13 protein-coding genes and 1 pseudogene are annotated in these 13,106 nt (G+C 59.8%); 8 read left to right on the forward strand and 6 right to left on the reverse strand.

Annotated elements, in window-relative coordinates; translation table 11 throughout:
- Nucleotides 1-18: 18 nt before the first annotated feature.
- Both EH207_RS12515 and EH207_RS12520 read left to right on the forward strand, forming a co-directional pair.
- Nucleotides 19-1,803: a gamma-glutamyltransferase family protein gene (locus tag EH207_RS12515; protein WP_137714288.1), complete on the forward strand. Its 1,785-nt coding sequence runs from the start codon at nt 19-21 to the stop codon at nt 1,801-1,803.
- Between the two features lie 117 nt (nt 1,804-1,920).
- Entirely contained in the window at nt 1,921-3,756 is a 1,836-nt protein-coding gene (locus EH207_RS12520; protein WP_137714289.1) for an ABC transporter ATP-binding protein, read from the forward strand.
- Between the two features lie 187 nt (nt 3,757-3,943).
- Here EH207_RS12520 and EH207_RS12525 read toward each other — a convergent pair whose 3' ends face one another.
- Nucleotides 3,944-4,723 carry a DUF3750 domain-containing protein gene (locus EH207_RS12525; protein ID WP_137714290.1) on the reverse strand — a complete coding sequence of 260 codons (780 nt, stop codon included), beginning with the start codon at nt 4,721-4,723 and terminating at the stop codon, nt 3,944-3,946.
- A 330-nt stretch (nt 4,724-5,053) separates the two neighbouring features.
- On the opposite strand from EH207_RS12525, the gene EH207_RS12530 reads away from it, so the two are divergent.
- Together EH207_RS12530 and EH207_RS18155 are read left to right on the forward strand one after the other, a co-directional pair.
- Complete coding sequence (locus tag EH207_RS12530) at nt 5,054-5,626, forward strand: chorismate mutase (RefSeq protein WP_137714291.1); 573 nt, start codon at nt 5,054-5,056, stop codon at nt 5,624-5,626.
- A 40-nt stretch (nt 5,627-5,666) separates the two neighbouring features.
- Nucleotides 5,667-5,900 (forward strand): hypothetical protein, encoded by a 234-nt coding sequence (locus tag EH207_RS18155; RefSeq protein ID WP_175413673.1) that lies wholly within the window; start codon nt 5,667-5,669, stop codon nt 5,898-5,900.
- Nucleotides 5,901-5,910: 10 nt separating this feature from the next.
- Here the strand turns inward: EH207_RS18155 and EH207_RS12535 are convergent, their stop codons facing one another.
- Nucleotides 5,911-7,242, reverse strand: coding sequence for an SGNH/GDSL hydrolase family protein (locus EH207_RS12535; protein WP_217496091.1), 1,332 nt, complete (start codon nt 7,240-7,242; stop codon nt 5,911-5,913).
- Between the two features lie 122 nt (nt 7,243-7,364).
- Between EH207_RS12535 and EH207_RS12540 the strand changes: the two genes are divergently transcribed.
- Nucleotides 7,365-8,300, forward strand: a complete 936-nt coding sequence (locus tag EH207_RS12540; RefSeq protein ID WP_137714292.1) for a LysR family transcriptional regulator — start codon at nt 7,365-7,367, stop codon at nt 8,298-8,300.
- Here the strand turns inward: EH207_RS12540 and EH207_RS18425 are convergent.
- From EH207_RS18425 to EH207_RS12555, 3 genes are read right to left on the reverse strand one after another with little or no spacing between them, the layout of a single operon-like run.
- The gene (locus tag EH207_RS18425) at nt 8,231-8,518 is read right to left on the reverse strand and encodes a LysR family transcriptional regulator (protein WP_425456730.1); all 288 of its coding nucleotides are present in this window, start codon (nt 8,516-8,518) and stop codon (nt 8,231-8,233) included. The genes EH207_RS12540 and EH207_RS18425 overlap by 70 nt on opposite strands.
- 49 nt (nt 8,519-8,567) lie before the next feature.
- Nucleotides 8,568-9,740, reverse strand: coding sequence for an MFS transporter (locus EH207_RS12550; RefSeq protein ID WP_137714293.1), 1,173 nt, complete (start codon nt 9,738-9,740; stop codon nt 8,568-8,570).
- Entirely contained in the window at nt 9,737-10,276 is a 540-nt protein-coding gene (locus tag EH207_RS12555; RefSeq protein ID WP_137714294.1) for an NAD(P)H-dependent oxidoreductase, read from the reverse strand. Before EH207_RS12555 ends, EH207_RS12550 begins: the two co-directional genes overlap by 4 nt.
- A gap of 78 nt (nt 10,277-10,354) precedes the next feature.
- Between EH207_RS12555 and EH207_RS12560 the strand changes: the two genes are divergently transcribed.
- The 3 genes from EH207_RS12560 to EH207_RS18160 are packed head-to-tail and all read left to right on the forward strand — an operon-like array spanning nt 10,355 to nt 11,995.
- Entirely contained in the window at nt 10,355-11,368 is a 1,014-nt protein-coding gene (locus EH207_RS12560) for a metal-dependent hydrolase (protein ID WP_137714295.1), read from the forward strand.
- Between the two features lie 27 nt (nt 11,369-11,395).
- Nucleotides 11,396-11,785 carry an ArsR/SmtB family transcription factor gene (locus EH207_RS12565; protein ID WP_137714296.1) on the forward strand — a complete coding sequence of 130 codons (390 nt, stop codon included), beginning with the start codon at nt 11,396-11,398 and terminating at the stop codon, nt 11,783-11,785.
- 42 nt (nt 11,786-11,827) lie between these two features.
- On the forward strand, nt 11,828-11,995 hold the full coding sequence (locus tag EH207_RS18160) for a hypothetical protein (RefSeq protein ID WP_175413674.1): 168 nt from the start codon (nt 11,828-11,830) through the stop codon (nt 11,993-11,995).
- Nucleotides 11,996-12,077: 82 nt separating this feature from the next.
- Here EH207_RS18160 and EH207_RS12570 read toward each other — a convergent pair.
- Nucleotides 12,078-12,263 (reverse strand): annotated as a pseudogene (locus tag EH207_RS12570) (transposase); the annotation flags it as partial.
- Between the last annotated feature and the right edge of the window lie 843 nt (nt 12,264-13,106).

Below are 13,106 nucleotides of genomic sequence, written 5' to 3' on the forward strand. Positions count from 1 at the left end.
ATACTGAAGGATATGGCAATGAACGCTTTCACTACACGTCCCGAAATCCTCGGCACCTTCGGCGTCGTGACCTCCACCCACTGGATCGCCTCCGCTGTCGGCATGAGCATGCTGGAAAGAGGCGGCAACGCCTTTGACGCCGCCGTCGCAACCGGTTTTGTTCTACACGTGGTCGAACCCCATCTGAACGGTCCCGGCGGGGATATGCCGGCGCTCATCTATTCCAGCAAAAAAAACCAGGTAGAAGTCATCTGCGCGCAAGGCACGGCGCCGGCAGGCGCCACGATTGAGCATTACACCGCCGAAGGTCTTGATCTGATCCCCGGCGACGGCCTGCTCGCCACCGTTATTCCCGGCGCCTTTGACGGCTGGATGCTGATGCTGCGCGACTACGGCACCATGACGGTGCGCGATGTCCTGGAACCGGCCATCCATTATCTGGAAAACGGTCACCCGCTGCTGCCGCGCGTCGCCGCGACCATCAACGATCTGGGCGAATTTTTCCGCCAGGAATGGCCGACCTCCTACGACACCTGGCTACCGGGCGGCGTAGCGCCACAGGCGCTGTCGAATTTCAAGAATCCGGTGCTGGCGGCCACCTGGCGGCGGATCGTCAGCGAGGCCGAAGCCAGGCCGGGCCGCGAGGCGGGCATTGAGGCGGCACGGGATGCCTTCTACCGCGGCTTTGTGGCCGAAGCGATCGGCGACTTTCTAAAAACCGCCGACGTGATGGACGCCAGCGGCGAACGCCACAAGGGGGTGCTGACCGCCGGGGATCTGGCCGACTGGAGCGCGACCGTCGAAGAACCGGTGACTTATGACTATCACGGCTGGACCATCGCCAAAACCGGCCCGTGGGGACAAGGACCGGTTCTGCTGCAATCGCTGGCGTTGCTGAAGGATATCGACATCGGCGCGATGGGGCCGGTGAGCGAGACGTTCGTCCATACCGTGGTGGAGGCGATGAAACTGGCCTATGCCGACCGGGAGGTCTATTACGGCGATCCCGCATTCGCGCAGGTGCCGATGCAGACACTGCTTTCCGATAGCTACAACCAACAACGCCGCAGGCTGATCACCGACATGGCGTCGATGGATTTGCGTCCCGGCCGTTTACCCGGCTTTGAAGCGCAACACGATCTGACCATGCAGATGCTCGCCTCAATGCGCGACACCGGCGCCGTCTACGAACCCACCATGTCGCACCTCACAGAGAAACGCGGCGACACGGTACACATCGATGTGATCGATCGCGAGGGCAACTTCGTCTCGGTCACGCCGTCGGGCGGCTGGCTACAATCGTCGCCCACCATTCCGGGGCTTGGCTTCTGCCTCAATTCCCGCGCCCAGATGTTCTGGCTGAAACCCGGCCTGCCCACCTCGCTGGCGCCCGGCAAACGCCCGCGCACCACGCTCACGCCTTCGCTCGGCCTTTATGAAGGCAAGCCGGCACTGGCGTTCGGCACCCCCGGCGGCGATCAGCAGGATCAGTGGCAACTCTCATTCTTCCTGCGCTACGCGCATTTTGGCGTCAATCTGCAACAGGCGATCGACCTGCCGCTCTTCCATACCTCGCACTTCCCCGGCTCGTTCTATCCGCGCACCCGTCAGCCGGGCAATGTGATGATCGAAAGCAGTTTTGGTGAAACCACCCTTGCGGCGCTGAAAGCCCGGGGCCATGAAATTTCCGTCGCCGATCCCTGGACGATCGGACGTTTGACGGCCGCCCGCCGCGACGCCGATGGCCTGTTGCGCGCGGCCGCCACCCCCCGCCTGATGCAAGCGTACGCGATCGGCAGGTGATGAACATGAGCGCGATTATCGCGCCAGACACAATGAAACGGGCGATTCAGCCGGCGAACGGCGAGGCATCCTCGTTCGGTTCGCCGAATACCGCAGTCTGATAACGGGAAAAGAACCATGACCATAAACGAGATAACGCCGCAACCCGAAACCGTACTTTCGGTGCAAAATCTCACCACCTCCTTTCTGGTGGACGGACAATGGAAACGTGTTGTTCGTGATATTTCCTTCGAAGTGAAAGCTGGAGAAACCGTTGCCGTGGTCGGCGAGAGCGGCTCCGGCAAAAGCGTGACCTCGCTTTCGGTGATGCGCCTGCTCGATCCCCGATCAAGCCGGATTGAAGGAAAAATCATGCTTAACGACCGGGATATTCTCTCCCTGCCGGAAAAGGCGATGCGGAGCGTGCGCGGCAATGATGTCGCGATGATCTTTCAGGAGCCGATGACCTCCCTCAACCCGGTCTTTACCATCGGCAGGCAAATTTCAGAGGTGTTGATACGTCATCAAGACATGGACAAGGCGGAAGCGCGGGCGGAAACCCTCCGTCTGCTGGAAAAGGTTCGCATTCCTAACGCCAGCGGCCGTTTCGACGAATATCCCCACCAGTTTTCCGGCGGTATGCGCCAGCGTGTGATGATCGCCATGGCGCTGGCGTCACGGCCCAGACTACTGATTGCCGATGAGCCGACAACCGCGCTGGATGTCACCATTCAGGGTCAGATCCTGGATCTCATCAAACAGTTGCAGGAAGAAGAAGGGATGGCCGTGCTGTTCATCACTCACGACATGGGCGTGGTGGCGGAAATCGCCGACCGCACCATTGTCATGTTTCGCGGCGATCAGGTGGAAACCGGGGAAACCGCCGATGTTTTCCATCATGGAAAACATCCCTATACGCGGGCTTTGCTGGCGGCCGTGCCGAAGCTGGGATCGATGGAGGGACAGGACTGGCCGCTGCGCTTCCCGCGCGTCGACATGGCCAGCGGAGAAATTTTCGCGGCCCAAGACGTGCCGGACACGGTCAAAGGCGGCAAGACCCCGGTGTTATCAGTGAAGAATCTGGTGACGCGATTCGATATTCGCTCCGGCCTGCTTGGACGCGCCAGCGGTGCGGTACACGCGGTGGAGAACGTCTCGTTCGATCTGTTTCAGGGGGAAACCCTGTCGCTGGTGGGCGAATCCGGCTGCGGTAAATCGACTACCGGTCGTTCGATCACCCGCCTGATCGAACCCCGCAGCGGCGAAATCACGCTTGACGGGTACGATGTCCTGAACCTCGATCTTATCGGACTGCGCACCATGCGGCGCAGCGTACAAATGATCTTTCAGGATCCGTTCTCAAGTCTCAACCCGCGCATGACCGTGGGCGCCGCCGTCGCCGAACCGATGATCAAACATCGGCTGGCGTCCTCCCATGGCGAAGCGCGACGCAAGGTTGCCGAATTGCTGGAACGGGTCGGCTTATCGCCGGCCATGATGAATCGCTATCCGCATGAGTTTTCCGGCGGTCAACGCCAGCGCGTGGCGATCGCCCGGGCACTGGCGCTGAATCCCAAGATTATCATTGCCGATGAGAGCGTTTCCGCGCTTGATGTATCGATCAAAGCGCAGGTTTGCAACCTGTTGCTGGATCTCCAGCAACAGTTCAATATCGCGTTCCTGTTCATTTCCCATGATATGGCGGTGGTGGAGCGCGTCAGCCACCGGGTAGCGGTAATGTGCCTGGGCGAAATCGTCGAGATCGGCCCGCGCGCCGCCATTTTCGCCAATCCGCAGCATCCTTATACCAAAAAGCTGATTGCCGCGGTGCCGGTGCCGGACCCCGCGCGCCGGGGGCTGCGCCGCAATGCGCCGATAGAGGAGTTGAAAAGCCCGGTCCGCCCTCTCGGCTATGTTCATCCGCAACGTACTTTTATCGAGGTATCACCAGGACACAGGGTGTTGCAGCCGTGATCCACCGCCCGTCACGAACAGCTGTCTGGCAGACTGTCGCCAGATCGGGACGCGGGGAAACACTGCCACCCCGGGTGTAACGTGAAAGTAGAGTCATATTTGCCGTCTGTCACTGGCCGCATCCCCGCGTGGGACGGGAATGCGGATACCGGCATTTTCGCCGCCCACGGATAGGGAGATGCCAGACTCAGCTTTCGTCCTCTTTCACGTTGCCATACCCCAGCCGGCCGATAAAAGGCAAACGCAGCGCCGGAGGATTTAAATCTACGCCCAGACTGGCGCCCAACACATTGACCTCGACCCCTTCTTCCACACCCACGGTAAAACCCAGTACGCCCAGTAGCGAGACTTGCAACCCCTTGCCAGAAGGGGGTAAGCCGATCGGACGCGTTAACGATCGATAATCCTTGCCGATGGCGTTAGCGGGCAGATCCAGCCTCAGTTTCGGTACTTCCCTGCCGATATGGGCGATGAAAGTATTACTGTTTGGGCCCGGCCAGGCACGATACGTGTGCGGCCAGGGGTAGCTTTTGATCGCGGCCTCAATCTGCGGGATCATGGCTTCAGCCTCGGCGCCGCGATGATCCGCCAACAGAACCGGCCGGGCGCCAAACCAAAATCCATCTGGCAGTTCACGGTTAAGGCGAACAACATTATTCCTGTCGCCGCCCCAACGGGTAACCTCGTATCGGCGATATCGGGTTTCCCCTGCCGGTTTGAAAATGATCCAGGGATGGACGGCCACCCGTCCTCGCCAGCCATAAGCCTGGGCAGCATACACCTGAACGATCGCAGTCTGGCTAAATTGCACCGGGTCCGGCGCAATCCCGGCTGAATCGCGCCGGGTCCCCCACCAACTCTGGCCGGTGAATCCCTCGCCGCTACGCGCTGCCTGCGCCAGACTCTGCCCCAATGACAACAGCAACACACACATAAAACCCAGCGCCAACGCTTTGAGGTAGTTCATCGATTCGTTTTACTCCTGAACACGCAACGGAAGCCTTATTGATATCTATCCTGCCGCTTGGTGACCTCTTACGCAAGCAGATCGCCATAACCTCGTCTGCTATAAAAAAGGGATGGCATATTCGTTCTTCAAGCCCAGCTACCGTTGCCTTTCCGCGCCCTCTTTTCAGTGAAAAGGCCATCAAGAATTAACCGGTTAAGAAAGCGTAACGCGATAACGCCGTGCTGAAATGTCCAAAGTTTGGCAGGCTGAAGAACGGAGGCTTGCAACTGGAGTGATCCGGGGTATATTTAGGAGCAATTTTCCGTCAATCAATAAAGAAGGATTTTTATGACTAAGGGCAATAGTAAATTATCTAACTTTTTTCAATATGTTACTAAACAACATGTTTTATGTTTGGCTCTCTTTCCTTTTTGGGCGTTGAACGCCCAAGCTGGCGAACATGAAAAAATAGCGCAGTTGATTGATCAGCGATTGGCGTATATGAAAGATGTCGCGGGGTATAAAGCTGAAAATCATTTACCCATAGAGGATTTGCCCCAGGAACGCAAAGTGATTGAAAAATCATTGACCGAGGCCGAGTCTTTTGGCCTGGAGGGAGAGTCCGTTAAGAACTTTATGAACGCGCAAATAAATGTCGCCAAAGCCATTCAATATCGTTATCGCGCTGACTGGCTATCCGCGCCGGAGAAAAATTGGAAACCGCAGGATTTGGCGAACATCCGACAAAAGATCAGCGCGCTGGGTGGCGACACATTCCGGGAGATCGCAAAGGAACTCAAAAGCAATCGCGGCGCCAAGATCGATTACTGTTCATCTATCCGTGCGATACAACGGCATAATCTCAAAACATCCGATAAAGAAGCGCTTTGTTTGGCGTTAAATCAGGTCAAATTGAAGTAGCGCCGACAACGATACAAAACAAAAACCGCCAGTAAACCCTATGATTTTACTGGCGGTTTTTTTTGTTCGCTCGCCTCCCCTGTTCCCGGCTGGCCGTGATGTGCGCGGCGCCTGTCAGCCCAGCGCATTGCCGATCAGACTGCCCAGCGGCACGCCGATCACCATCGCGAGAGTCAGCCCGCCGAGGCGCGCTGGGCACGTTTCTGCTTGCGGCGCGCGAGCGGGTCATGGGCGGCATGACGATGCGGTTGGGCAGTTCCACAGTAATGGGTGAACAGCATGGCTCAACGTTCCTGTGAGGTGGCGGCGGCCGGCGTTGCGCCGGAAGCCGGCGAAGTGTCGAAGCCGGGCAGCAGAGCGTCAAGATCGACGGCATCGGCCATCGCCCGGTTGCCTTCGTCGCCGGGATGCAGCCGATCGCCCGAGTCGAAGCGCGCGGCCATGCGCGCCGGGTGCGCGGGATCGCGCAAGACTGCATCGAAGTCGATGACGGCATCGAACACGCCACTGTTGCGGATCCAATCGTTCACCTGCCGGCGCAGGGCGTCCTTGTCGGGATGGTAGTAGTCCTCCAATGGCGTACCGGGAAGCGCCCCCTCGAACGGCGCGAGCGTCGTGCCGATAACGCGAAGCCCCCGGCTGCGAGCCTGCGCGATCAACTGGCTGTAGCCCGCTGTCAGAGCGCCCAACGTCGGGCGCGGCGTATCGCGCGCGAAGGCGGTGCCTGGCCAGGCGATGTCGTTAATACCGAGCATCACGATGACGCTGCACACGCCTGGCTGCGCCAGCACGTCGCGCTCCAGCCGCGCCAGCGCGTTGACGCCCATGCCATCGGACAGAAGCCGCGCGCCGGAGATGCCGGTATTGACGACGGCCACGCCATGCGGTGCCAGACGCGCGGCAAGGAAGTCCGGCCAACGGCTGTTCTGGTCCAGGCTGGCCGTAGCGCCGTCGGTGATGGAGTCGCCAATGACCACGACGGCATGTGCCGCTCGTGCAGTCTCGACCTGAATCCCCGCCAGCAGCGGACGGGCCGTAGTGCTCTGCTGGACTCGATCCGTCATCCGCAGAGTGGATGCGCCGGTCTGATCCCCGGCAACGATCCAGCCCGTCTGGCGGCCATCCCAGTGGAACGTCGTGATCGGCGTGGTCTGCGGCAGATGCAGGCTGACGACCACCTGCGCCAGCGCAGGAACCGACAAGGCCACGGGGTCGCTGACCAGCGATGCCCCAGGGAGAATCGTCGCCGCCTGCTGCCCGCCGAACGTCACCAGGCGCAGGCTGTCAGCGGCAACAGCGCCGTCTTCGGTTGGCCGTGCGATGCTGGCCTTGCCCACGACGACTGGCTCGCGACCGTAGGTGTTGGACAACACGATGCGCAGGCGTTGTCCACCCAGGCTGACGCGCGTCACCTGGCGCACGGTCTGGTCATGCAGTACCGCCGGGACATTGCTGGGAAACAGAAAGTCTGAATCCCAGGTGGGTTGCGGGCTTGCCTGCCAAGTCGCCACCCAAGCTGGCGCGACAGCCATCGCAGGCGTGGCGGAGATAGCTCCGCCTGCCGCAACCGCCAAGGTCAGCATGGCCGAAGCAGAAGCCCTGGAAAGTGATTTCATGGGTTTTCCCTTTTAGTGAACTCAAAGCCTATTGATGGAAAAATCATAAACTCAAAGACCGAATTGGAATAGACTGGCCGAATGAACATCATTTGTGAATTGAGATCACCTAAGAGGCACACATGGCCCGAGTGGAAGCCAACCGATCCGGCGAGCTGGAAGTGTTCGTGCGCGTCATCGAGCTGGGCGGTTTCTCCGCCGCCGCCCGCGCCTGTGGCATGACGCCATCGGCTGTCAGCAAGCTGGTCGCCCGTTTGGAACAGCGCCTGGGCACGCGGCTGGTGAACCGCTCCACCCGGCAACTCCAACTGACGCCCGAAGGCTGCGCGTTCTATGAACGCGGCGTGCGCATCCTGGCCGATCTGGAAGAAGCCGAGCGCTGCGCCAGCGCGCACACCGCGCCGCGCGGCCGGCTGCGGGTCAATGCCAACGTGCCTTTCGGGCATCACTTCCTGCTGCCGCTGGCCCCCGAGTTCCTGGCGCGCCATCCCGATGTGACACTGGACATCGTGCTGAGCGATGAAGTGATCGACATCCTGGAGCAGCGCACCGACGTCGCCGTGCGTGCTGGCCCGCTGAAAAGCTCGAACCTGGTGGCGCGCAAGCTGGGCGCCACGCGCATGGTGATCGTCGGTGCGCCCGGTTATCTGACCCGTCACGGCACGCCGACCACGCCGGACGAGTTGCTGACCCACAACCGCCTGGGCGCGAACTACGTGCGGGCGCAGCCCGGCTGGCCGCTGCGACAAGACGACGAGGACATCGTGATGCCCGTGACCGGCAACGCGCAGGCCAGCGATGGCGAGGCGCTGCGTCGGCTGGCCCTGGCCGGCCTGGGGTTGGCGCGCCTGGCCGGCCTGGGGTTGGCGCGCCTGGCCGCGTTTCAGGTGCGCGAGGACATCATCGCCGGTCGATTGCTGCCGGTACTCGAAGACTGCAATCCCGGCGACGTCGAGGAAGTACATGCCGTGTACGTCGGCCAGGGCGGCTATCTGCCGCTGCGCGTGCGTGCCTTCCTGGACTTTCTGGTCGAGAAGGTTGATATCGGTGCGCATTGATCGCATTCGGCGACATCGCACGTCCTGCAAGGCAGAAAAGACATTCGCGGTAGATGATCGAAGAACAGCTTGCCCGCGCGAGTCAGGCGCGTGGTGCGGGCGAACAGCACCACGCCCAATTCTTCTTCCAGTTCCCTGATGGCGTGCGACAGCGGCGACTGTTCAATATGCCGCTTCTCCGCTGCACGGGCGAAGTGCGGTTCTTCGGCGACGGACAGGAATCAGCGCAGAAGGCGGAATCCCATGTGCCTTTCCTCCGACGCTGGTTCAGTCGCCTGCTTGCCGCGTGGCCCAGGTGCCGCCGACAAGCGCAGTGACCGTCAGCACCAGCGCGAACAGTGTGGCCCCCGTCGCCAGTCCCACCGCATCCATCAGATAACCCGTCGCTACCGGCAGCAAGCCAGCCGGGATGTAGCCACCGATGTTGAGGACTGCATTGGCTTGCGCGCGATGGCTGTCCGGGACATGCAGGCCGATCAGCGTCAAGCCGCCCAGTTGACCTAGACCCTGACCGGCGCCAGCGAGCAGTGCGGACGCGACCAGCGCCGGTATCAGCGAGGCATGGATCGCCAGCGCCAACCCAACCATCGACAGCACCGTCGCCGCAATGCTGGCGGCGAAGATGCGCGGTATCGGCCACTGGCGCACCGCGAACTGCACGCCGCTAGCGGTCAGAAACATCGCACATGCCATTCCGCCGGCCAGCAATGGACTGCGCACGTCGAGCAGATGCGACAGCAGCGAAGGCCCCAGCGCCAATACGAAAGACGTGGCGGTGATGCCGGGGCCGAAGGTGGCAATGCCGCAGGCGACCTGCCGACGGTTGGCCTGCGGCACCGTGGGCAGGCGCAGCCGTGCGGGGCCGGATAAGATCGGACGGCGCAGCGGCAGCCACCACACGATGCCCAGCGCGCTGAGCAGTACCAGTGCATTGATGCCGAAGATTGGAAGCACCGGCTGCGTCAGGCTTTGTGCAAGCCCCCCGGCCAGCAGAGGCCCAAGCCCGGCACCCAGCACCATCGCCACCGAAGCCAGGAGCGCCGCCCGTCGCTTGTGTTCGTCACCACCCATATCGACCACCGCAGCCATGCCCGCCGATACGATCACGCCTACGGCGATACCGGCCAGGAACCGGCCGATCGCCAGCATCATGACCGAGCTGGCCGAAGCGAACAGCAGACACGCAACCAGGGCCGCCAATAGCCCTGAGATGAGGACGAGCTTGCGTCCGTAGCGATCAGAAAGCTGGCCGGCGACCAGCAGCGTCCCCAGCAATCCTGCGATGTACAGCGCGAAGATGACCGTCAGCATGCCCGATGAAAACCCAAGCTGTTGCTGCCAATGTACATACAGCGGCGTGGGCGAGTTGGACAGCATAAAAACGGCTGTCACCACCCAGGCGGCGGCCCAGAGGCCGGTTGGCGCAGGCGCGGCTTTCATTGGGAAGCCCTCTCACCTTGTCGCACATAAGCGCGATACGCCAAGGCATTGGCGGCCAGTTGCCGGTCGTCAATATCGCCCACGCCATTGAGAAAGAAACCCGGCAGATAACGCATCCCTACGCGCAGAGCAGTGACCTCGAACGGGCTTGTCAATTCCTTCATCGTCCGCCCGTAGCGCCCGTGCTTTCGGTAGTCCTCTGGCTTCGACCAGGTGGACACCGCGATGACCAGTTGCTTGCCCTTGAGTGCATCCGTACCGGGGCCGTAGGCCCAGCCGTGTTCGAGGACGACATCCAGCCACTTCTTCAACAGCGGCGGGCAGTTGTACCAGTGGAAAGAGAACTGCAATACGATGCGCTCATGCGATGACAGCCGTTGCTGTTCGGCCTGCACGTCGATCACCTCGTCGGGATAGCGACCGTACAGTTCATGCACGGCGATGGCCGGCGCCTGCCGCAAGGCGGCAATCCACGCGGCATTGATACGCGACTGCGAGAGGTCGGGGTGGGCGACGATAACCAAAGGGTTGGACACAATGGACTCGTATACGAATTTTATCGTACTATACTATAGTTCGATAAAACTCGTATAGCAAAAAGGCTCGGCACTGACATGGATTCACTGACCCAGATCGCTCTTGGAAGCACCGTCGCGGCGCTCGCCGTACCTGCCACCCATCGACGGGCGGCACTACTGGCCGGCGCGTTGTTGGGAACGCTGCCGGACCTCGATACCCTGCCGCTGATGCTGATCGACAATCCGGTCACGCGCATGACCTGGCACCGCGCGCCCACCCACTCGCTGCTGGTGCTGCCGTTCGTGGGATGGTTGATCTGGGCCATGCTGCGATGGCGCTGGCTTCCCGTGAAGCAAGCGCCGCAACGCTGGATGTGGGCGATCCAACTGGCTTTGTTGACACATCCTCTGCTGGACAGCTTCACCGCTTACGGTACGCAGTTGTTATGGCCGTTGCCCGTTGGTCCGATGTCACTGTCGAGCATGTTCATCGTCGATCCCGGCTATACCGTGCCACTGCTCCTTGGCGTGCTGCATACCGCTTGGGTCGGCGCGCGGCGAGCTGGCGCCCCCTGCCTGCTGGTCGGCCTGCTGTTGAGTTCGGGCTACCTTGGGTGGTCGCTACTCGCAAAGGTCATGGTCGAACGGGACGCCGTTGCAGCCTTGTCCATTACAGGTCAGCAACATGCACCGCGATTCTCAATACCGATGCCGCTCACGACCCTGGTGTGGCGCGTCGTGGTGATGACGCCCGATGGTTATCTGGTCGGTGAACGGTCGCTATTGACTGACCGTGAACCGATGCAGTTTCGCGCCCATGCCTCCGACACCGAAGCATTGGCCGCAGTGCGGAACTTGCCGGCGGTCGAGCGTCTGACAGGGTTCAATGGTGGCTATATGCGTGCCAGGGTGGATGATGATCGTCGTCTCGTGCTGTCAGACCTTCGAATGGGTGACGAGCCGGGCTACCTTTTCAACTTCGTGGTCGCCGAGCGCACTGGGGATCAGTGGGGCGAAGTCTCGCCGCCGCAGCAGTTGCCCTCCGACATGGATCTCCGAACTACCCTCTCAGAACTCTGGACACGAGTGTGGGATAAATCTGTTCGATAATTCTCGTACAGTCGCTATAATCCCCCCATGAGCACTGTCAGAAAAACCGAATCGGTTGCAGTTGGCGGCGAACCCGCCGATCTGCCCGACCCGTTGCCGGAACCGGATATCGCAGACCTGCGCCTTGAAACCATCCTGGGCGCGCTGGCCGATCCCCTGCGCCTGACCATCGTGCGCAAGCTGATGCTGGAAGCGCAGGCATACGATCATCCATGCGGCTGGTTCGGGTTCGACCGCCCCAAATCGTCGCTGACTCACCACTTCAAGGCGCTGCGCGAAGCGGGCGTAATCCGCCAGCGGCAGTATGGGCTGGAGCGGCGTAGCCGGCTGCGCAGCGAAGACCTTGAAGCGCGCTTTCCGGGACTGCTTGCACTGGTTGCCAGTTGGCAGCCGCCACCCGGCAAGAAACAACGGTAGCGATCTCCTTTGCGCAACAGGCTGCTAACCAAGAGAAAGTCCATGCCGCCGCCCAATCTCCCACGACACCCCGCCGCCGCGTACCGTGGCGGCAAGTTACTGACCTCCCCGCTGCGCATCGAACTGACGATCACGCTCGGGCAGCTCGTCGGCCAAGCCCTTGGCAGCCACGCGACCGATGATGGTACGGCCCTCCTCGCCCGGCTCTAACACCGCCAGTTCGCGCGTCTGCCCGCTTCACGCCCTGAGGCATTCGACAAGCTTTCTATAGCTTCAGTAAGAGCGAATTTCAGTCGGCAACCATCTGTATAAGAAGACGATTTTCGTTCTCAAGGTCTTTCACCTTTTTGATATAAGGAGCCTCCATACCGTCGTACTTTGCTTCCCAGTTGTAAGACGAAGCCTCAGATATTCCCGCTTCGCGGCAGACATCTTTAGCTGTGCGTCCGGTTTCGACTAACTTCAGAACGGCGATGATCTGGCGCTCGGTGAATCAGGCTTTACGCATGGTGATCTCCTCAGGAACCTAGTTAGCATGACGGAAAACCTCTAAAAATGGATGGTTCGATGAAGTGGGATACTTACACTAAGGCTTTTTCAATCCAGTCCGAGTATACCCAGCTTCATGCAGATGCGTAGATGCCATGCGGCGCATATCGTGGATGGTAATGTCCCCTAACGGCAAACCCTGCTTCTGCGCCAGTTCGATACCTTGTAGATTTGTCTTTGGGCTTTAACGCCTTAAGCTTAGTTTCCGCCAACATACCCCTACCTATTCTGTTTTTTACCGTAAACACCCACGGTAAAAACACGTATAGATCATGGAGGGAAAGTTTTTACCGTTATTTTTCACGGTAAAAATGGCTGAAACAGGATGGAAGTCGATAGCCGTCAGAAAACAAAAATCGCCAGTAAATCACTTGATTTTTCTGGCGATTTCAGACGTTAGGGGAACTTAGTGGATGCTAAAAACTTATTCCCACTCGATAATCAACAGACTTCTAAAACCCGCTTGGGTAAAGGTTTGGTAGTGATTGACTTAAGGTCGATACCGTCGCTTTTACCGTCAACGGCACACATCTTTGGCTGACGCGGGAGATGGGCCGTTTGCGAGGCGTTGACTTTTCGGGTTTATTGTCAATCAGATTTCATTATAGCGAACTAACTGAATTTTTAAGCCAAGAACGGTTTAATCATAAAGTCGTGATAGGCTCAGCGGTTTAGTTCACTTCGCCAAGCTGTGAGACATCATTCACTTGGACTCGAGCTATATACTGACATAACGAAAGCTGTGGCAGACGCCAGCATGACAAGGTTTATA

The organism is Brenneria rubrifaciens (assembly GCF_005484945.1).
Classification (GTDB): domain Bacteria; phylum Pseudomonadota; class Gammaproteobacteria; order Enterobacterales; family Enterobacteriaceae; genus Brenneria; species Brenneria rubrifaciens.